Source organism: Psychrobacter sp. CLB018, assembly GCF_041222815.1.
GTDB classification, from domain to species: domain Bacteria; phylum Pseudomonadota; class Gammaproteobacteria; order Pseudomonadales; family Moraxellaceae; genus Psychrobacter; species Psychrobacter faecalis.
On the sequence record NZ_CP166085.1, the window covers coordinates 673,301 to 693,065 of the forward strand.

Consider the following 19,765-nt stretch of genomic DNA (forward strand, 5'->3'; position numbering starts at 1 on the left):
GTAGCAAATAAGCGCCAAAATGTCCTTGTCTGTGTGCTTAACCAGCGTAAAACGCCTAAATAATGATAATCACCTCATATCACCTAACAATAAAGATGTGCCATTATGTCAAATTCTATCGATAGTCGCTCAACACCAACCGTTTCGCCGACTGATTATGCCAAGTTTGATCCTGAGACTATTCATCAAAAGCTCAACGCCTCGCTCAGTCGTCCGCAGCTCAATAACGATGGCAGTATTCGCCATTTCTTAGGGGTAGAGGGTTTAAGTAAAGCGCAACTGCAGGCAATTATTGCCAAAGCAGAGACATTTTTTGATGATAATGGGCAACTGATTAACCGCCCTGAGCTTGAAGGCTATACGGTGATGAATTTGTTTTTTGAGCCGTCAACGCGCACGCGTACAACCTTTGAAGTCGCCGAAAAGCGTCTTGGTGCCAATGTGCTCAATATCGATATTGAGCGCTCCAGTACCAAAAAAGGCGAGAGCTTGCGCGACACCTTATGGAATCTACAAGCGATGACGGCGGATATCTTTGTGGTACGGCATTCAGCGTCAGGCGCGGCGCATTTTATGGCAACCGAAGTGACGCCAGATATTGCTATTATCAACGGCGGTGATGGCTGGCATGCTCATCCGACGCAAGGTATGCTCGATATGCTGACCATTCACCGTGAAGCACCGCGCCCGTTTGAAGAATTGTCTGTGGCCATCGTCGGTGATATTAAGCATTCGCGGGTCGCACGCTCAGATATCAGTGCGCTGCAAACCTTGGGAGTTAAAGATATTCGTGTTTGTGCGCCGCGTACCTTATTACCCAAAGGTATTGAGCGTTTTGGCGTGCAAGTTTATGAAGATATGAACGAATGCGTCACCGACTGTGATGTCATTATGGGATTAAGAATACAAAATGAGCGTATCGGCTCGCCGCTGCTGGCGTCGTCGAGTGAGTATTATAAACACTATGGTATTACGCCTGAACGCCTAGCACTGGCTAAACCCGATGCGTTGGTGATGCATCCTGGGCCGATGAATCGCGGGGTTGAGATTGCCTCAAGCGTTGCCGATGGTGACCAGTCTGTTATTTTAAAGCAAGTAAATAATGGCATTGCGATTCGCATGGCAGTGTTATCGCTGGCTATGGAAGGTCAGCGCGCGCATCAAGCGGCGAGTCAATAATCCTCTGCTGCCCTATTTTAATTATCAAAAAGCGCCGTAAAACCATGTCCCTTCTAGGGCGTGGATATCAGGCGTCAACTAGTGTCGCTCAGCCTTAAAACAGACTTGTCAACCAAACTCATTAAGACCATAATCACTCTATGAAAACGCTCAAGTTACGCATCAAAGACAAACACGCCAATCAGCTAAATAAACTGGCTGGTGCGGTTAATTTTGTGTGGAACTATGTGAATGACTTGAGTTTTAAGCATCTTCAACGCACCAATCATTTCTTTTCAGCTTATGATATTGCGGCTTATGTAAAAGGTAGTGGCGAGTTTTTGAATTTGCACAGTCAAACCTTACAAGCCATCACCGAAACCCATGCTAAATCTCGCAAGCAATTCAAAAAAGCCAAACTAAACTGGCGAACCAATAACCCAAAATCTAAGCGTAAATCACTTGGTTGGATTCCTTTTAAAAAAGCAGCAATCAAATACTTAGGTGTCAAAAAAGCAGGTAAAAAAGCTCTTAAATCCACCATTCAATTTAGCCTGGCTAAAGGCAAGAAGCTGACCATCGACGTGTGGGATAGCTATAATCTAGCACTCTACACCATCAACACCTGTGAGCTTGTACAAAACAGTCGCGGCCACTGGTATGCCTGTATCACCATTAAAGAGTACCCAAAAATTGAGTGCGGTACAGGCGAAACTGGTATTGATTTAGGTTGCAGGGACTCAGCAACGACAAGTAATGGTGAGGTACTAAAAACCAAAGTCACCCAGCAATACGCTAAAAAACTAGGCATTGCTCAGCGGGCTAAAAACAAACAAAGAGTTAAGGCGATTCACGCCAAGATTAAAAATACACGCCAAGACTTGATTCATAAATTTACCACCAACCTTACCAAGACTAATAAAATAATCATCATTGGCAAACTTCAATCAAAATCATTCACTAGGGGCAAACTCGCCAAGTCCGTCTATGATGCAGGTTGGTTTGAGATAAAGCGACAACTGGACTACAAATGCGCGAACGCAGGTTGCCACTATATCGAAGTAAATGAAGCGTACACCACCCAAACCTGCTCGTGTTGCGGCTCACGCCAAAATAGTCCGAAAGGTAGGACGGGTCTTGGAATAAGAGAATGGCTTTGCGAGTGCGGTGTCACTCATGACCGCGATATTAATGCGGCAAAAAACATTCTCGCGCTCGGGCTTGAGCGTCTAGTAGTAGGAATCCCCTCACTTTAGGGAGGGGAGGAAGTCAATTATCCCATTTTATTGATACGGTAATAACGCTCATGGTTCACATTACGAATTCAGATATTCATATGCACGACTTACTTCCAAAAGCATTTAAAGACGGGCTACCAAACACAGTAACCCATAAACTGGCTTCTCTTGAGTCAGAGCGCGAAATGTGGCTACTGCCTCCCTTGGTTGATTTATGCGCCCGTTTACGCGAACCGGGTCAACAACAACACGGTACGTTAGAGTCAGAAGGGCGTGCGGCCCGTGGCAATGGCTTTTTGCATGTGGTGATTCCACCTGATACCAACCCCATTTTAGAAAATGGCTCGCTATTAAAAGGTTTGCGTGAGCGGGCGCTGAGTGATGGCGGTATTTATTTGCATGTTTTAGGGGCGTTGACCGCAGGCTTAGAAGGCGAGCGACCATCAAATATCGCTGGTCTGAAAAAAGGCAGCTGTATCGCAGTTTCTAATGCGCGTCGACCTTTTCGTAATGACTTAGTGTTACTGCGTACTTTGGAGTATGCGGCGACTTTTGGCATGAAAGTATTCTTTTATCCTGACGAGCCAAGTCTCTCTGGTGATGGCGTGGCACATGAAGGTTATATCGCTTCGTATCATGGTTTGCAAGGCATTCCTTGGATTGCAGAAACGGTTGCTTTATCAACGCAGTTATTGATGGTAGAAGAAACGGGTATTGCCGCACATTTTAGCCAATTATCTTGTAAGTCTTCGATTGAGCTGATGCGCTGGGCGAAAGACAAAGGTCTGCCGGTGACTTGTGATGTGGCGATGCATCAGCTGTATTTAACCGATGATAATTTAAAAGGCTTTAATGCCCAAGCCTATGTGCTACCGCCGCTGCGTAGTAATACCGATCAGCAAGCCATTCGCCGCGGGCTAAAAGACGGCACTATTGATGCGATTTGCAGCCATCATGAGCCGCTAAATAGTACCGCTAAAAAAGCACCCTTTGCTGAGAGTACGCCTGGTATCTCAAACTTTGATACCTTTATGGCGCTGGCCTGTCAGTTGGTACGCGATGAAGTATTAACGCTTGATCAACTGGTCGATAAAATCTGTCTGAACCCCGCAAAAATTGCGGGCATTAGTGAGAAGTATGAAAGTATCGGCGGCGCGGTGTTGGTCGATCCCAATCTTGAGTGGCAAGTAACCACAGAAACCATGCTGTCAAATGGGAAAAACACGCCGTTCTTTAATGAGCAGTTGCAGGGTCGTGTGGTGGAGACTTTCTTTGCCTAATTTGCCCAGACAGGATGACAGTCTGCTACCATCCTCGAAGGATAATAACCAAGATTTAACCAGTCAGCCGCATACACCGCGCAGTGGCGCTAGTACCTCTAGCGAATCGATCAAAGCGGTGGCAATCTATGAAGTGGTCAAAGGCGTTGGTGCGCTATTAGGGGCGGGGGCTTTATGGTCCTGGCATAGTGACCTTGAGCATTGGCTAACGACAGCGACTGCGTCTTGGCAGCAAGTCTTTGGGCAACTGCTAGCACCGCAAGTTGATAGTGCGGTACGCATAGCGCAGCAGGCAAGCAAAAATTGGCCAGTATTTTTATTGCTCATTTTTGCTTATGCCAGTTTGCGCTTTCTTGAAGCTTATGGTTTGTGGCAAGATAAAACTTGGGCATATTGGTTTGGGGTGTTAGGCTACGGGATATTTATTCCTATTGAGATTTATTATTTGTTTGCTAGCCCATTTGACTGGTTTAAGCTTGCCATCTTAATATCAAATATTATTATTGTTATCGTGGTTTATCGCAATATGAAGCGCAAAGGTTTGATATAACTAGGCTGTGATACAAACCAATAAACGGGTTTAAGAGACCTAAAAAAGCCAGTATAAGTTATCCTCTTATACTGGCATTTCTTTGATTAAAACGGCTAAATGAAAACTATGTAAAGCTTATATTTCTGCGACTTTCTCGTCGGTACGAATGCTTTTGGCGACTTTACCAACGCTCAAACCTTGTACCAAAATAGAGAATATCACCACCGCATAAGTCAGCGCCAATAAAATATCGCGCTCGCCGCCTGCTGGCAGCTGCAACACCAAAGCAACCGAAATGCCACCGCGCAATCCGCCCCATGTCAGCACTTTCCACGCGCCTTTTGGCAAATCAAGCTGACGATGAAAGGTTTTGGTGGTCATGCCGACGACGATAAAGCGTGCAACTAGGGCAATAACAATGGTCAAACCAGCAGCGATAAATAAATTGCCCGAATAAGCAATCATCACCACCTCTAAACCAATCAAGACAAATAAAATCGCGTTAAGAATTTCATCAATTAATTCCCAAAACAAATCAATATAATGGCGCGTTTTATCACTCATCGCTAGCGCGCGTCCACGATTACCTACCATTAAGCCCATCATCACCATCGCAAGTGGCCCTGATAAATGCCAATGGCTGGCGAGTGCATAGCCGCCTATGACGCCCGCCAGCGTTAATAACACCTCTTCTTGGTAGCTGTCGATGCTTTTAAGCATGTAGTACAAAACTGCGCCGAGCACTAAACCAAAGACTATACCGCCACCAGCTTCAACGGCTAAGGTATGGGCAACATAATTGGCCGTTGGGATATCGCCACTGGATAAAATACCGAGCAGCAGCACGAAAATAACCACGCCGATACCATCATTAAATAGTGATTCACCAGCGATGACCGTTTCAATACTTTTTGGTGCGCCAGCTGAGGCCAAAATACCCATCACGGCGATTGGGTCGGTCGGCGATATCAAAGCGCCAAATAATAAACACCACAAAAACGGCAGGCCAAAACCAAATAGCGGCAGCATAAAATAAAGGGCAGCGGCAATGAGTAACGCCGATACGATGGTGCCAATAAAAGCAAGGATACCAATGGGCAGTTTATAACGTTTTAAATCGCCAATATTGACGTGTAGCGCGCCCGCAAAGAGCAACATAGACAGCATGCCGTCCAATAAGACTTCGGTAAAATCAAGCTGTTCTAATAAGCTCACTTCGTAATCAATGAGCTGATCAAAACCTAAAAAGCCCAAAAATATCGCGCCGATAGATAATAAAATGGAGATTACCATCACGCCGATAGTCGTTGGTAAGCCGATAAAGCGATGATTGACATAAGTTAATAAGGCAGTAATCGATAAAAAAATAGCGCTGATTTCTAGTACGGTCAAGCTGCTGGTAGGGGCCATAAAAAGGTCTCAAATAATGATAAAAATTCGCCCCGATTTTAGGACTTAGGAGGATTAACGGGGTTTTATTTTAGTTATTTTTGTGCTGGCTTACCAGTTATGAGTGGCAAACTTATTTTTAGTTATAAAGATCATTTTAAACGCTATCTTGATTGTGTTTGTAGAGCTTGATGAATATGAGCATCGAACTTAGCGACATAAGCAAAATATTGGTGTTGGTCATTGTCGCTGAGAATAAACTGCTTGGCTTGCGCACACATGGCGCTTAAGTCATCGACCAAGGCCTGATAGCTAAGATTGTCTTGTCCCGCACGTTCAATCAACGTCAGCTCATGTAAGAGCGTTTGCTGCTGAGCATTATTAACTTTGGCATAATTAAGGTCTACCATTGCCTGACAAAGCGCCTTTAACACCATTAAGTCTGCGGTCGCGTAACGCCGTATCTCGCCAAGCGAGGTATCGATAAAGTCGGATATTTTAGGGGTATGAGTCACGACGGCTAATATGGCGTCGCGTGGTTTATGGCTTACTTTTTCAATAATGCTATTATCAGATGTTGTTTTATCTGGCATCGACTTGTCTGGATTTTTTATATAAAAATGATAGGGGATTGGCGGCTGACGACGCATCATGATGCTAAGGCAGCTGGTCAAAGACTGTACGCAATTGACCGCAGTTTTGGGATCGTTAATTCCTGGAGAAAGAGCGCGTACCGCAATTTCGGTCATTTGTCCTAAACTATAAGCGATATCGTTAGAATGGCTTAGGCGCTGCTCAATACGGATACAACCAGCAAAGCGCTGCCAAAACAAGCTATCTGGGGGGCGCGGCACAATAGCAAGTTTTGGTGTGTTGGTCTGCTGTCGATTGTCTGGATGGTTGGCTGGGCGCTGATAAAAATAGCCGATAATATTTCTATCAGTGACAAAATCACCAAGATTGGCTTTGATTTGCACCACGCCTGCATAATCTTGGCTCAGAGTTACCAGTGATTTAAGATAGATTTGCTGCAAATACCCCGAGCTTGGCGCATAAATCGGCGTTGCAGACCAAGTGTGAAATTGTTCGATATCCTGATGCACAACGTTACGTTGATGATTGATATCACAGCGGTCTTTATACCAGTAGTGAATATTTTTAATCGCCTCATTACTGGCGCCTTCGATCACATGCGATGCCTGAATCGCATGCACCATATGCTGCACAAAATACACCAATAATAACGCGCAAATAATTGCCATGATAATGCCAAAGGTCACCGCCAATTGCGGTACACCAAAGGCAACATCGTATTTATGAATCGCTTTTAACACCAATAAACTATAGCTAAAGGTGCCAATAAACGCGCCTAAAACAAACTGATTGGGCGTATCGGTCAAAAAATTACGCAGCAATCTGGGGCCAAATTGCGAAGACGCCATTGATAACACGGCAATGGTAATCGAAAAAGTAGTCCCCGCGACACCAAGTACGGCACCAGCAATGGTGGTCATGATAGCGCGAGCGGCCTCATCATCGCCGGTAAAAGCAAAACTTAGCTCTCTAACCGTCTCGCGGTCAAAATGTTCATCAATGGTGACCAATATGGGCGCGAGGAGAATGCCCGCTAACACACAAGCGCTAGGAATAAACCAATAAGAACCAATCAGCTGCTGCCACAGATTTTTTAGGCGATCGGGTAAATCTAATAGCGTCTGTAGCGACCACAGCTGGGCAAATTGCTTTAACCTGTGCATAAGGGTGAGCAATAGCGACTTAAGCCAGCCATTTTTAGGGTGTTTGTCCAATAGAATGCGCTCCAAAAATGACCTAAAAATTAAACAAGTTTTATTGAAAAAAGCCGTGCTATTGCCTCACTAGATGACGAGGCTTAAAAGGAATTACCTTACCATATAAATAGGATCGTTTAAAAATTTAGTAAAAAAAGCCCCTATGATAGGAGCTTATTTATATGTTGTAACGAAGATAAAAAATGATAGTTAGCTTACTTAACATAAGCTTACTTAACATAAGCTTACTTTATTATAGGCTTATCCGCTTCTGTAATAATATCGTCTCTCTTCCCAATTCTGTGGTGAAGTGTAGAAGGTTTATTGTCGCCAATATCTTTAGGAATGAGAATTTCATTGTTATTCTCATCGCATTCTACGTCGCTGTCCTTATCATAAGCGATAGGATCAAAGTCCGGCGTGACGTTATCCCTATCTTTATCTTTTTTAGATAGGTAGTTAGGGGTTGCCTCGCTAGATTTTCTAAAGAGTTTAGAGCGAGTGTTTTTAGTTGAATTTGCTGTATTTTCCTCAGATTTTTTACGGGGTTCGCTATGAGCGAAAATCATATTCAATGGTAAAGCCAATTGCTGTTTGGCATAAGCTTCTGTATTTTCAAAGCGATCAACCAATAAGCTCAGCCAAGGTTTTTGGTCCTCAATGCTCATCTCATCAAGCTCATCTTTGATAGGCAAAGGGTAAGGCAGAGTACGATAAAAATCCCACAAGGTCATTTTGCTCAAATCTTTTTTCAGCACATAATCTTCTTCTTCGGTCATGGTGATAAGATTACTGTCTTGCAGATAGTTAATGTAGGTATACCATTTTGGCAGCTCTTTACGTCCTAAGACATTACGCAGCGCTTGCTCGCTCACCGCTTCGCCTTTTAAATGATGGGTATAAACGAGATTTAACATATCGAGCAAACTTAGGAGCGGGTGGCGCGGATAAACCTCTTCGGTCTCAAAAATGGTCAAGGTATAACTAATCTCAACGCCGAGCAAAATCAAATTCCACGACAGATAGATCCATAATAAAAATATTGGCAGCGCGGCAAACGCCCCATAAATGGCCTCATAGCTGGTAAAATTCGCCATGACCGTACCAAAAAGGTTCTTCATTAACTCAAAAATAATCGCCACAAAGACACCAGCAATCGCCGCATTTTTTGCCGGGACACGCGCTTTAGGTATAAACCAGTACATACTAATAAAGCCCGCTACCGTGACCGCAATAGAAACGATTTGTATCCAAAACGACCAGTCGATACCGTAGCCGGCGATTTGTCGATTTAAGAAACTTAAGCTTTGCACCGTACTTGAGACGATAAATGCCGTGCCTAAAATCAGCGGTCCTAATGTCACAATCGTCCAGTAGCGCAGAATACTTTTCATACCGCCTGAACGATTCTCTACTCGCCAGATTTGATTAAAGGCGCGCTCAATGGTCGTCAAAGTCATGATGGTGGTAAAAAACAGTACCATCGAACCGATGATGGTCAGATTAGATGACTTTTCAGCGAAGTTATTGATATATTTGCTGACTTGCAAACTCGATTGCGGCAACAAGTTGCTATATATCACTTCATAAATCTGCGCTCTGACCGACGCAAGCGCTGGCACTGACGACAAAATCATCAATAGTACTGTTAAGATAGGCACAATCGATAATAGCGTCGTATACGTTAGCGACGCCGCTTTTTGTTGGCAGTTGTCTTCAAAAAAGTGCCGCGTCAAAAAACGTAGAAACTGAAACCAACGTTGGTGTAAAAAAGGGATTTTTTTTAGTAAATTTTCCATGACAACCATTTAACGGCAATAAGAGTGCGAATAGTGTAACAAAAGTAAGCGTGCAGAATCTGCCACTGAATTGTGTCAAAATGCACTGAGTCAGCGTTGGTTTACATGCTTGTCTATAGCATCTACAAAACGTCATTGCTAAATGGGCTTTGTTTGCTGTCAATGCATGACTCGGGCATAATATGCACATCTATTATTCATGCGGGTCATTTATAGTGTGGTTGACGCGCTTTTAACCATTCATTTTCACGACTTTTTAAGGATGTTTTGCTAATGAGTCAGACCGCCCCTTATGTTTTGGTGCTTTATTATTCAAATTATGGTACGACGAAGACATTAGCATATGCCATTGCTCAGGGTGTTGAAGACGCTGGCATGACGGCGCGTATTCGTACGGTGCCGACTGTCGCGCCTGAAACCACCGCAACTAAGCCTGCCATTCCTGATGAAGGCGACCTTTATTGCACCATGGATGATTTAAAAGATTGTAGCGGGCTTGCGCTTGGTAGTCCGACGCACTTTGGTAATATGGCCGCACCGATGAAGTATTTTTGGGACAATACCGTCACCCTATGGCTGGCAGGCAATCTGCAAAACAAGCCAGCTGCAGTATTTACGGCTACCGGTTCGATGCACGGCGGACAAGAAACGACCTTGCTGACGATGATGATGCCGCTATTGCATCATGGCATGATGATTGTGGGCGTCCCTTATGCTGAGCCTGCGTTAAATAGAACGCAGCGTGGCGGCTCGCCTTATGGCGCAAGTCATGTCAGCGGCGCGTTACATGACCAACCAGTATCGGCAGATGAGCGCGAGCTGGCGATTGCCCAAGGTCGGCGTTTGGCAATTACCGCGTCTGCCTTAGCGCAAGCCAATTGGCAGCGTTAATTAACCCTTATATATTGCCGTTTGCTGTTATCAATTAGGAAATACATATCTCTCATGGTCACTAACCAATCCAAGCAGGACAGTAATATCGACACGCCCGCAGCAAAAACGCCTGAGATAGTTAATGCACAAAAGCCGATAGCGCCTATACGTCAGCGTTTGATGGTGACGTGGTTGGTTTGGCTAGCGTTTAGATTATTGGCATTGCCGATTTTAATCAGCGTCTTTAATCCTAGTCGTCCCGATATCGTTGGCGGTATCGCTTGGCAAGCGTTATGGTTGCTACCGGCGCTGGTCTTAACGCCATCGATATTACGCGGGCGTTCGCCTTATGCGCTATTGATAGACAGTATGTTTACTTTGGTTTATCTTGGCGCGAGTGGGGTGGTGCTATTTACCCGTGTTTATGGCAGTAGTTGGGCTGAGATAATGGTCTATCTATTTGATTTTGTGTTGTTACTTACCATCAACGTCTGGTTATTTATCTTGTTAAAACGTCTACCGTCAATGAACAATGTCGTTAAACAGCCACGTTCTCGCTAAAATTCACATAGAAAGTTTTATACGGATAAAAAAAAGCGGCGCTTCATTTAGAGCGCCGCTTTTTTACGTTAACCATTTATACAAAGATAAGGGCTTAATTGACTTTGGTTAATTCTAAATCCATCTTTTTACCATCGTTAATTTGACTGACTTTAACTGGCAGATAATCTAAGCTTGGCGCCAACCAAAAACTGGTCGAGCGGCTATTGTCATCGTGCACGCGGTCGACACGCACGGTATCAAACGTACCTGCTGGTACGGTGATTTTAGTATTGCCTGATTTTTTAAAAGGCGTTTTCTCAATTTTGTCTTTTTTCGCCATGTAATAGTTGCCAGAGAATTTACCATTTAATAAATCTTGGCGAATTTGCACCTCAAGGCTTAAATCATCAAAGGCTTGCTGCGCCATATTTAAAGTCGTCGATTTGCCGCGATAGTTACTTACTACCTTTTTACTGCTTGGATTAAAGTCCAATTTGTGCGTACGACCAACGCCCAATAGTTTATAAGTGGTGCTGGCCTGAGTTGGCACCACATTATTACCGTTAATAGTAAAGGTACTATTTTGCGCGGCGGTGGCGAGACCAGCAACGCGAGCATTGACATTGTATTTCCAGGTATTACCAGATTTATTCAACGTACGGGTAGCTGTACCTTTATATTTATCTTCAATGGTGAAACTATAGTTCGCGCTTGAGGGCTCAACGCTTTTGGCGCTGGCAAGGGTAGGTGCGGTCATACTTAAAGCTCCAATCGCAGCAATGCTTGCCCCAGTGGCTAAGGCGGTTAAAATTTTAGAGGGGCTGCGTTTCGGGTTATTAGAATGGGTTGTTAGGGATTGTTTATTTTGTGATAAAAAACTCATGGATATTCCTTAATTTGGTTTCAAGCTGTATTGGCAGTTTCGATTAAAGCTACTGTATTTTATTTAACTATTATTTATAGGGGTTGTTATGTGCTCACCCTTATATATTGTCATACTCTGTTACATTTTCAAGGGCAGGGGCACAGTGAAGCGTTAGGCTATTGTAGTCGATGTTGCTGGTTTAGCTAAAGCGAGCACGGGCAGTAACTTGCTGTAAGCTTGGTAAGAAATGAGGAAGTTAATTGGCTGATACCGCTAAAAGCTTCATTTACAATCGCTTATTTTCTCTCTTATTATTTGATGGAAGGCTTGTTGTTTTAAAGCAATGCCAAAGCCTTTAATAGCGTGCAATTTAATCAATGGAATATTTATCACTCGCACTACTGCTTACATAGGCAATGATGTGCAAAAATCTTGTAAATTTTTGGGCTTTACACTTGAAGCAAACTTGCCTTGCCCCCACTTTCTGATACAAGCTCAAAGCTTATCTAAAGAATGCTGTTTTTAAGCAGACATTCTGCTAGATCTTGGTATTGAGATCATTCATTCAAATAAACCTTTATGTTAACTAACCAAATTTTGGAGTCGTATCGATGAATATTCGTCCTTTACATGACCGTATTGTCGTCCGCCGTATCGAAGAAGAAACAAAAACGGCTGGTGGTATCTTGCTTCCTGGTTCAGCTCAAGAAAAACCGTCTCAAGGTGAAGTGCTAGCCATCGGTAACGGTCAGATTCGTGACAACGGTGAAACTCGCGCGTTAGATGTAAAAGTTGGCGATAAAGTCTTGTTCGGTCAATATGCGGGTCAAACGGTAAAAGTTGACGGCGAAGAGCTATTGATTATGAAAGAAGCAGACGTATTGGGTGTACTAGAAGGCTAATTGCCAATAAGGAAATTTTGGCTAACGATTTTTAGCCAACAACAGTTATACCCAAGAACATTTATAAAAAAATATCATTGAAACCTTTCATTGCATTCTCATACTTATAATAGTGGAGTAATTTAACATGGCAAAAGACGTAAAATTCGGCATTGATGCCCGTAAACAAATGATGGACGGTGTAAACGTTCTAGCAAATGCGGTAAAAGTCACGCTTGGCCCGAAAGGTCGTAACGTGGTTATCGATAAATCATTTGGCGCACCTACCATCACTAAAGATGGTGTATCGGTTGCCAAAGAAATCGAGCTTGAAAACAAATTTGAAAACATGGGCGCACAACTGGTGCGTGAAGTTGCTAGCCGTACCAACGATGTTGCTGGTGATGGTACAACGACTGCGACTGTATTGGCACAATCAATCTTGGTTGAGGGCATGAAATCAGTTGCTGCGGGCATGAACCCAATGGATCTAAAACGCGGTATCGATAAAGCGGTACGTGCCGCGGTTGAGCAAATCCACGAGCTATCAACCCCAGCTGATGATTCAAAAGCGATTGCCCAAGTGGGTTCTATCTCTGCCAACTCAGATACCAAAATTGGTGAGCTGATTGCCCAAGCGATGGAAAAAGTTGGTAAGCAAGGCGTCATCACGGTCGAAGAAGGTTCAAGCTTTGAAGATACCTTGGAAGTGGTTGAAGGTATGCAGTTTGACCGTGGTTATATCAGCCCGTACTTTGCCAATAAGCAAGACAGCTTAACCGCTGAATTCGAAAATCCTTACATCTTGCTTGTTGATAAAAAAATTAGCAATATCCGCGAAATTGTGCCATTACTTGAGCAAGTCATGCAGCAAAGCAAACCGTTGCTAATCATTGCTGAAGACGTAGAAAACGAAGCACTAGCAACACTAGTTGTAAACAACATGCGCGGCGGCTTAAAAACTTGTGCTGTTAAAGCACCAGGTTTTGGCGATCGCCGTAAAGCTATGCTAGAAGATATCGCAACGTTAACTGGCGGTACGGTGATTTCTGAAGAGATTGGTCTGAGCTTAGAGACTGCTACTTTAGAGCAATTAGGTACGGCGAAAAAAGTCACTGTCGGTAAAGAAAACACTGTGATTGTTGATGGCGCGGGTAACACCGCTGACATCGAAAACCGCGTTGAATCTATCAAACGTCAAGTTGAAGAATCAACGTCTGACTACGATAAAGAGAAGCTACAAGAGCGTATGGCAAAACTTGCTGGCGGCGTTGCCGTTATCAAAGTAGGCGCGGCAACTGAAACTGAAATGAAAGAGAAGAAAGACCGCGTTGATGATGCGCTACATGCGACTCGTGCAGCGGTTGAAGAAGGCGTTGTCCCTGGCGGCGGCGTTGCCCTCGTTCGTGCGATGAATGCCTTGTCTGAACTACGTGGCGATAACGACGACCAAAATGCGGGTATTAGAATCCTACGCCGTGCGATGGAAGCACCTTTACGTCAAATCGTGACCAACTCAGGCGAAGAAGCGTCAGTGGTGGTTAATGAAGTCAAGAGCGGTAGCGGTAACTACGGTTACAACGCAGCTTCTGGCGAATACGGCGATATGCTAGAGATGGGTATCCTTGATCCAGCAAAAGTATCACGTTCAGCACTAGAAAATGCGGCTTCTGTTGCAGGCCTCATGCTTACAACTGAAGTCATGATTACTGACTTACCGCAAGGTGATGATGCTATGGCTGGCATGGGCGCTGCCGGTGGAATGGGTGGTATGGGTGGCATGGGCGGTATGATGTAATTTTACTTCTGCTACAAAGCGATTTTTCTTTGTTAGCCGCGCTCAATGTACGATAAGTACTATTTTCGCGCGTCTTCCTCGACAAATCGCTTTTCGCTAGAAGTATGACTTTGTCATAACCTACTTGTTAAACCTAGTTCAAACAAAACCCCGATAGGCTAAGCTTATCGGGGTTTTTTTATGCATATTAGTTGTTTGTTTGAAGACTACTGACTTGCTTCATCCCGACGAAATGTCCACGTTTTATCGTCAGACAGCTCATCAACATAATAATAGCCTGCCAAATCAAACTGCTTTAGCTGCTCTGCGTTGGTCAGCTTATTGTCTGCTGCGTATTTCACCATCAATCCGCGTGCTTTTTTGGCATAAAAGCTAATCACTTTATATTGGCCATTTTTCTCGTCTTCAAATCTTGGCGTGATGATTTGCGCATTCAGTGCTTTCTTTTTTATTACCTTAAAGTATTCATTAGAAGCAAGATTAATTAAAACTTTGTCCTCACTATCTGCCATACGTGCATTGATTGTTTTAGTCACTTCTTCGCCCCAAAACTCGTAAAGATTATCCCCGCGATCATTTTTTAGCTTGGTGCCCATCTCTAGGCGATATGGCTGAATCAAATCGAGCGGTTTCAGCACGCCATAAAGACCTGACAAAATACCCAAATGTTCATTAACGTAAATAGCAGTATCTTTGTCCATATGATACATATCAAGCCCAGTATAGACATCGCCGTCAAATAAATACCCCGCTGGTTTGGCGTTGTCACCCGTAAAAGGAGTATTTGCACTCCAAGCCCAGTCTTGATTACGTCTGGCATTAAGCTGCGCCAAATCGTCAGAGATACTCATCAGCTCTTGTAAATCAATCGGCTCTTTTGCTTTTAGGTCTTTCATGAGCCCCTGCGCATGCTCAATCAGCTCGGGCTGACTATAGTAATTGCCGAGATTGACTGGCAAAGCATCTTTCTCATTAAGTGATTTGGCAGGGGAGAGTAAAAAATACATGGTTATTCCTTATTTATAGTAGACCAATGGGTATTCTATTTAGCTGTCAAGTTTTCTTATTATACGTTAGGCCGTATTTTATCTTGACTTAGTCGTAGCGGTTTTGTATTTTTAAGCGTCATCGTAGACATATGTCAAACCTTAAGCCGGTTTTTATATTTGTCGTGAGCTAATAGCTTACAGGCTTTGCGCGCTTTTGGAAAAAATAAAAGTTTTTAATATAACAATAAAAGTTATGATGATGGTGTAAATGCCTAACTTTTTATTTTACTTGTGGGTCATCATTAGACAATGAAAGTTTGCAGATGTTATCTCTATAATAAAAAGGCATGATGGCAAAGGAGCTATCATTTATTAAATTGATAATCTTTGGTCTTAAGTTCTTAACCAACCGTGACCAAAGATTTTTTTGTCCCCTGTGCTTTTTAAAGATGCGTTGCGGGTGTTAAAAGATAGTCATTAAACGTGAGTATAGTCATTTGACGTAAGTAAGGAGACGGTATGAAGATTGGTGTTATTAGTGCAGATAGCGCGAGTGAAAAACGGGTAGCGCTAACCCCAGACGCGGTAAAAAAATTACGTAAACTAGGGTTTGAAGTCGTCATTCAGTCAGGTGCAGGTCAAGCGGCATATTACGCTGATGAGTTGTATCAGGCAGCGGGTGCTGATATTGCCAATAGTAGTACCGAGGTCGTCAACCAAGCGCAAATTATTACTACCGTCAATGATTTGCCAGCAGCGGTGACTGAGCATTTAACAGCCGGTCAAGTGATTATTGGTATGCTTGACCCATATCGCAATAGCCAGCTAGATACTTATGCGGCCAAAGGTGCCACCGTCTTTGCCATGGAATTATTGCCACGTACTTTGTCACGTGCGCAAAACATGGACGTCTTATCGTCACAAGCCAACCTTGCCGGTTATAAAGCGGTATTGCTTGCCGCCAATGAATACTCGCGTCCATTTCCGATGTTTATGACCTCAGCGGGTACGGTGAAACCTGCCAAAGTGGTTATCTTAGGCGTAGGGGTAGCAGGTTTGCAGGCGATTGCGACGGCGAAGCGTTTGGGCGCCGTCGTTGAAGCCAGTGATTTGCGCCCTGCTGCTAAAGAACAAGTGGAATCTCTTGGTGGTAAATGGCTTGACGTGCCAATGAGCGAAGACGAAGCGCAAAAAGCCAAAGCCACGGGCGGTTATGCATGGACGCCCTCTGAACAATATATCAAAGATCAGGCTGCCGTGGTGGATAAAGCCTTGAGCAACGCCGATATCGTCATTACCACCGCGCAGATTCCTGGGCGTAACGCGCCGCGCTTAGTACACGGAGCAACGCTTGCCAAAATGAAAGCTGGTTCAGTACTGATTGATATGGCTGCTGGCACTGGTGGCAATGTCGAAGGCAGCGTGCCTGATGAAACCATTACTACGCCAAACGGTGTGCGTATCGTCGGGGCAGCCAATATTCCATCACAACTGGCGGCGCAGTCTTCAGATTTATATGCCAATAACCTTGTTAATTTTATCACTACTTTAATGGCTCCTGCAGCTAAAGACGACGCTTCAGCGAAAACGCTGGCACTGAATTTAGACATGAATGATGAGATTCAGGGCGCATTAGCGGTGACGCATGACAATCAAGTACGTCTTGCTAAACGCTAAGCCTTAAATATCCAGTCTCGAATTTCATTACCTTACATTTGCCAGACACGAACAAATTTTTAGGAGGATTAGATGATTGCCACTATTTTAGCGGCAGCGCCAGCGGGTGCGGCCATGAGTAGCACACCGTTTGTAGCGATTTTCACGGTATTCGTGCTCGCTATTTTCGTCGGATATTACGTCGTTTGGGGCGTCACGCCAGCACTGCACACGCCACTAATGGCAGTAACCAATGCCTTATCAAGTATCGTTATCGTCGGGGCGATGCTACAAACCGTCACCATTGACGGCGCGATGTTTACCCCAACCAGCTTGCTCGGTGCCTTTGCAGTATTTTTAGCCAGTATCAATATTTTTGGTGGTTTTGCGGTGACTGAGCGTATGCTGGCGATGTTTAAGCCAAAAGTAAAAAAAGCGCCAGTGCTTGAAACTGCGACGACTGAAAGTGGAGGCGATGCATGAGCGATTTAACAAATATGATTGCAGCAAATGCAGATTGGTTTTACTTAATCGGTGCTATCCTTTTTGTCTTAACCTTGCGTGGTCTTTCTAGCCCAAAAACTGCCATTCGTGGTAACCGCTTTGGTATGGTAGCGATGGCTATTGCGGTCGCAACGACCTTTTTCTTAGCTGAAGGCCCTGTGCTGTGGTTAATCATCGGTGCCATGGTATTGGGTGCAGTCGTCGGCATGTGGAAAGCAAAAACGGTTGCTATGACCCAGATGCCAGAAACCGTTGCTTTGATGCATTCATTCGTAGGCTTGGCAGCAGTGGCGATTGCCTTAGCGACCGTACTGCATACTGAGCAACAGCATGGCGCAGTCGCCCGTGCTGAACTGTTTATTGGTTGTTTTATTGGTGCGATTACTTTCTCAGCGTCTGTTTTTGCCTTTGGTAAATTAGCCGCAAAAAGTTGGGCAAAAACCCTAGTAGGCGGCTGGGTAAAACCGGTACAAGCGATTCTATTTATTGCTATGATTGGTTTTGGTATCGTCTACTTTATGACCGATTCATTGCCAGCTTTCTATGCGATGGCAGTATTAGCCGTAATATTTGGTTGGATGTGGATTGCGCCAATCGGTGGCGGTGATATGCCCGTGGTTGTGTCGCTATTGAACTCATTTTCAGGTTGGGCGGCAGCGGGTATTGGTTTTACCCTTGGCAACTCGATGCTGATTATCGCAGGTTCGCTCGTTGGTTCGTCAGGCGCGATTTTATCTTACATCATGTGTAAAGCCATGAACCGCTCATTACTAAACGTTTTATTTGGTGGTATGGGTACGACAGCTGCCGCTACAGGCGCAGATGATGGCGCACCTAAAAACTACAAAGCAGGTTCGGCAGAAGACGCAGGTTTCCTCATGTCTAATGCCAGCAGTGTGGTGATTGTACCGGGCTACGGTATGGCGCAAGGCCGTGCTCAAAACGCGGTCAAAGAATTGTATGAGCTGTTAAAAGAGGAAGGCGTTAACGTTCGTTTTGCCATTCATCCGGTTGCTGGTCGTATGCCAGGCCATATGAACGTACTATTGGCGGAAGCTGACGTGCCTTATGATGACATTCTTGAGATGGATGAGATTAACTCCGACTTTGCCAGTACCGATGTAGTCTTAGTTATTGGTGCCAACGACGTCGTCAATCCGTCGGCAAAAGATGATCCATCATCCCCAATCTTTGGTATGCCAATTTTAGAAGTCAATAAAGCGCAGACGGTCATGGTTATTAAACGTTCAATGAGCACAGGCTATGCAGGTCTTGATAACAGCTTGTTCTACATGGACAAAACCATGATGATCTTTGGTGATGCTAAGAAAATGGTTGAAGAGATGGTACGTAGTATTAATGGCGGCGGTCATTAATTGCTAATCATCTACTAATAATATTTTCACGAAAAAAGTCACTGAGGTGGCTTTTTTTGCGTTAAGGTAGCAGCATTTATCAAAGCTATATTTACTCATAATTAATACATAATAACCGTGCAGAGATTTCCTTTATGAACATGTTGATACGTTTTTTTATTATGGTCAGCTTATTAAAGCAGCAGCTTAAACAGCAAACGGCTAATGAACACCTAAGTGTCGAGACATTAACCAAACCAATTGTACGCCATTATCGCGTATTGCCACACGACATGGGCTTTCGCGACCATCTGCCCAATTACCGCTACTTGTCTTTTATCGAGTTAAACATCACTAAATGGCTGATGGCCTGCTGTCATCAAAAGGGGCTTAAAAATCTCGGCTGGATTATTGCCATGCAAGAAATGGTCTATCTCAAAGAAATTAAATTCCTGAATAAAATGACGGTAAATAGTACGCTTGTCGGTTGGGATAAAAAATACGTCTATTTTGAAACGCGCTTTTTGGTAAAAAATCAGCTCATGGGTGTTGGTATGACTAAATTTGTCTTAAACGATAAAAAAGGCAAATGCGCACCAGAGATATTGGATATGACAGGTGAGCAGACAAATGAGGTCATTGTTTCTTGGAATCAGCATCAAGTAGCGATTAAATCTGCAGAAACAAAATAAAAAGATAAAGCAACAAAGGCGGTATAACGAACTTGTCTATAATCAGTTGGCGAATTTTGATAGGATAGGGGGTTAGTAAGTGAGCAAGTAAAGCGTTAGACAAACATTATACAAACAACTGGTCAAACTAATCTCTAGTTTGATGAAAACTATAAAATAAATAACAGTTAAGGAGCTACCATGAGCCCGCAAAAACTAAAATGGACAGACAGCTTAGATATCGCTATTGAGCTTTATGAAAAATTCCCTGAGACCGATCCGCAGTATATTCGCTTTACTGATTTACACCGCTGGGTGACGGAGCTAGAAGGTTTTGATGATGATCCGCAAAAATCAAACGAGGGTATCTTAGAAGCCATTCAAATGAATTGGATTGATGAAGCGGATTAAGGCAGTTATGCTCATTTAATCGCACATCAAATA

Annotated in this window: 18 protein-coding genes; 13 read left to right on the plus strand and 5 right to left on the minus strand. The window is 43.9% G+C overall.

Features of this window, described 5'->3' with window-relative positions; translation table 11 throughout:
- Nucleotides 1-105 precede the first annotated feature (105 nt).
- The 4 genes from AB8P72_RS03030 (at nt 106) to AB8P72_RS03045 (ending at nt 4,226) form a co-directional block, all read left to right on the plus strand.
- Complete coding sequence (locus AB8P72_RS03030) at nt 106-1,179, plus strand: aspartate carbamoyltransferase catalytic subunit (protein ID WP_102076262.1); 1,074 nt, start codon at nt 106-108, stop codon at nt 1,177-1,179.
- 140 nt (nt 1,180-1,319) lie between these two features.
- The gene (locus tag AB8P72_RS03035; RefSeq protein WP_369957698.1) at nt 1,320-2,414 is read left to right on the plus strand and encodes an RNA-guided endonuclease InsQ/TnpB family protein; all 1,095 of its coding nucleotides are present in this window, start codon (nt 1,320-1,322) and stop codon (nt 2,412-2,414) included.
- A gap of 80 nt (nt 2,415-2,494) precedes the next feature.
- A complete protein-coding gene (locus AB8P72_RS03040) occupies nt 2,495-3,676 on the plus strand; it encodes a dihydroorotase (protein ID WP_102076798.1) in 1,182 nt (393 codons plus the stop codon).
- Nucleotides 3,669-4,226, plus strand: coding sequence for a DUF2127 domain-containing protein (locus tag AB8P72_RS03045; protein WP_102076797.1), 558 nt, complete (start codon nt 3,669-3,671; stop codon nt 4,224-4,226). The genes AB8P72_RS03040 and AB8P72_RS03045 overlap by 8 nt, the downstream gene beginning before the upstream one ends.
- Nucleotides 4,227-4,343: 117 nt before the next feature.
- Here AB8P72_RS03045 and AB8P72_RS03050 read toward each other — a convergent pair whose 3' ends face one another.
- The 3 genes from AB8P72_RS03050 to AB8P72_RS03060 form a co-directional block, all read right to left on the minus strand.
- Nucleotides 4,344-5,618 (minus strand): sodium:proton antiporter, encoded by a 1,275-nt coding sequence (locus AB8P72_RS03050; protein ID WP_102076796.1) that lies wholly within the window; start codon nt 5,616-5,618, stop codon nt 4,344-4,346.
- Between the two features lie 143 nt (nt 5,619-5,761).
- A complete protein-coding gene (locus AB8P72_RS03055) occupies nt 5,762-7,354 on the minus strand; it encodes a DUF2254 domain-containing protein (RefSeq protein WP_369958257.1) in 1,593 nt (530 codons plus the stop codon).
- A 278-nt stretch (nt 7,355-7,632) separates the two neighbouring features.
- The gene (locus AB8P72_RS03060) at nt 7,633-9,186 is read right to left on the minus strand and encodes a YihY family inner membrane protein (protein ID WP_191692391.1); all 1,554 of its coding nucleotides are present in this window, start codon (nt 9,184-9,186) and stop codon (nt 7,633-7,635) included.
- Nucleotides 9,187-9,459: 273 nt separating this feature from the next.
- Between AB8P72_RS03060 and wrbA the strand changes: the two genes are divergently transcribed.
- Nucleotides 9,460-10,077: an NAD(P)H:quinone oxidoreductase gene (gene wrbA, locus AB8P72_RS03065; protein ID WP_191692390.1), complete on the plus strand. Its 618-nt coding sequence runs from the start codon at nt 9,460-9,462 to the stop codon at nt 10,075-10,077.
- A 54-nt stretch (nt 10,078-10,131) separates the two neighbouring features.
- Nucleotides 10,132-10,620 carry a hypothetical protein gene (locus AB8P72_RS03070; RefSeq protein ID WP_144297706.1) on the plus strand — a complete coding sequence of 163 codons (489 nt, stop codon included), beginning with the start codon at nt 10,132-10,134 and terminating at the stop codon, nt 10,618-10,620.
- Between the two features lie 94 nt (nt 10,621-10,714).
- Here the strand turns inward: AB8P72_RS03070 and AB8P72_RS03075 are convergent, their stop codons facing one another.
- Entirely contained in the window at nt 10,715-11,485 is a 771-nt protein-coding gene (locus tag AB8P72_RS03075; protein WP_369957950.1) for a DUF3108 domain-containing protein, read from the minus strand.
- A gap of 593 nt (nt 11,486-12,078) precedes the next feature.
- On the opposite strand from AB8P72_RS03075, the gene AB8P72_RS03080 reads away from it, so the two are divergent.
- Nucleotides 12,079-12,369, plus strand: a complete 291-nt coding sequence (locus AB8P72_RS03080; protein WP_313974392.1) for a co-chaperone GroES — start codon at nt 12,079-12,081, stop codon at nt 12,367-12,369.
- 127 nt (nt 12,370-12,496) lie between these two features.
- On the plus strand, nt 12,497-14,146 hold the full coding sequence (gene groL / locus AB8P72_RS03085; protein ID WP_191692388.1) for a chaperonin GroEL: 1,650 nt from the start codon (nt 12,497-12,499) through the stop codon (nt 14,144-14,146).
- A gap of 206 nt (nt 14,147-14,352) precedes the next feature.
- On the opposite strand, the gene yaaA is transcribed toward groL, so the two are convergent.
- Nucleotides 14,353-15,153, minus strand: coding sequence for a peroxide stress protein YaaA (gene yaaA, locus AB8P72_RS03090; protein WP_191692387.1), 801 nt, complete (start codon nt 15,151-15,153; stop codon nt 14,353-14,355).
- A 501-nt stretch (nt 15,154-15,654) separates the two neighbouring features.
- Here yaaA and AB8P72_RS03095 point away from each other — a divergent pair.
- From AB8P72_RS03095 to iscX, 5 genes are all read left to right on the plus strand, one after another.
- A complete protein-coding gene (locus AB8P72_RS03095; protein ID WP_369957951.1) occupies nt 15,655-16,812 on the plus strand; it encodes a Re/Si-specific NAD(P)(+) transhydrogenase subunit alpha in 1,158 nt (385 codons plus the stop codon).
- 114 nt (nt 16,813-16,926) lie between these two features.
- Nucleotides 16,927-17,274 carry a proton-translocating transhydrogenase family protein gene (locus AB8P72_RS03100; protein ID WP_200663874.1) on the plus strand — a complete coding sequence of 116 codons (348 nt, stop codon included), beginning with the start codon at nt 16,927-16,929 and terminating at the stop codon, nt 17,272-17,274.
- Entirely contained in the window at nt 17,271-18,671 is a 1,401-nt protein-coding gene (locus AB8P72_RS03105; RefSeq protein WP_369957952.1) for an NAD(P)(+) transhydrogenase (Re/Si-specific) subunit beta, read from the plus strand. Before AB8P72_RS03100 ends, AB8P72_RS03105 begins: the two co-directional genes overlap by 4 nt.
- Before the next feature lie 134 nt (nt 18,672-18,805).
- The gene (locus tag AB8P72_RS03110) at nt 18,806-19,342 is read left to right on the plus strand and encodes an acyl-CoA thioesterase (protein ID WP_144297699.1); all 537 of its coding nucleotides are present in this window, start codon (nt 18,806-18,808) and stop codon (nt 19,340-19,342) included.
- Between the two features lie 180 nt (nt 19,343-19,522).
- Nucleotides 19,523-19,732 carry a Fe-S cluster assembly protein IscX gene (gene iscX / locus AB8P72_RS03115; protein WP_144297698.1) on the plus strand — a complete coding sequence of 70 codons (210 nt, stop codon included), beginning with the start codon at nt 19,523-19,525 and terminating at the stop codon, nt 19,730-19,732.
- Nucleotides 19,733-19,765: the final 33 nt, after the last annotated feature.

What these genes read in the sequence shown, in the direction of transcription:
- AB8P72_RS03030 (WP_102076262.1), top strand. Translation starts at nt 106, where the DNA reads ATGTCAAATTCTATCGATAGTCGCTCAACACCAACCGTTTCGCCGACT.
- AB8P72_RS03035 (WP_369957698.1), top strand. Translation starts at nt 1,320, where the DNA reads ATGAAAACGCTCAAGTTACGCATCAAAGACAAACACGCCAATCAGCTA.
- AB8P72_RS03040 (WP_102076798.1), top strand. Translation starts at nt 2,495, where the DNA reads ATGCACGACTTACTTCCAAAAGCATTTAAAGACGGGCTACCAAACACA.
- AB8P72_RS03050 (WP_102076796.1), bottom strand. Translation starts at nt 5,618, where the DNA reads ATGGCCCCTACCAGCAGCTTGACCGTACTAGAAATCAGCGCTATTTTT.
- AB8P72_RS03055 (WP_369958257.1), bottom strand. Translation starts at nt 7,354, where the DNA reads ATGCACAGGTTAAAGCAATTTGCCCAGCTGTGGTCGCTACAGACGCTA.
- AB8P72_RS03060 (WP_191692391.1), bottom strand. Translation starts at nt 9,186, where the DNA reads ATGGAAAATTTACTAAAAAAAATCCCTTTTTTACACCAACGTTGGTTT.
- wrbA (WP_191692390.1), top strand. Translation starts at nt 9,460, where the DNA reads ATGAGTCAGACCGCCCCTTATGTTTTGGTGCTTTATTATTCAAATTAT.
- AB8P72_RS03070 (WP_144297706.1), top strand. Translation starts at nt 10,132, where the DNA reads ATGGTCACTAACCAATCCAAGCAGGACAGTAATATCGACACGCCCGCA.
- AB8P72_RS03075 (WP_369957950.1), bottom strand. Translation starts at nt 11,485, where the DNA reads ATGAGTTTTTTATCACAAAATAAACAATCCCTAACAACCCATTCTAAT.
- AB8P72_RS03080 (WP_313974392.1), top strand. Translation starts at nt 12,079, where the DNA reads ATGAATATTCGTCCTTTACATGACCGTATTGTCGTCCGCCGTATCGAA.
- groL (WP_191692388.1), top strand. Translation starts at nt 12,497, where the DNA reads ATGGCAAAAGACGTAAAATTCGGCATTGATGCCCGTAAACAAATGATG.
- yaaA (WP_191692387.1), bottom strand. Translation starts at nt 15,153, where the DNA reads ATGTATTTTTTACTCTCCCCTGCCAAATCACTTAATGAGAAAGATGCT.
- AB8P72_RS03095 (WP_369957951.1), top strand. Translation starts at nt 15,655, where the DNA reads ATGAAGATTGGTGTTATTAGTGCAGATAGCGCGAGTGAAAAACGGGTA.
- AB8P72_RS03100 (WP_200663874.1), top strand. Translation starts at nt 16,927, where the DNA reads ATGAGTAGCACACCGTTTGTAGCGATTTTCACGGTATTCGTGCTCGCT.
- AB8P72_RS03105 (WP_369957952.1), top strand. Translation starts at nt 17,271, where the DNA reads ATGAGCGATTTAACAAATATGATTGCAGCAAATGCAGATTGGTTTTAC.
- AB8P72_RS03110 (WP_144297699.1), top strand. Translation starts at nt 18,806, where the DNA reads ATGAACATGTTGATACGTTTTTTTATTATGGTCAGCTTATTAAAGCAG.
- iscX (WP_144297698.1), top strand. Translation starts at nt 19,523, where the DNA reads ATGAGCCCGCAAAAACTAAAATGGACAGACAGCTTAGATATCGCTATT.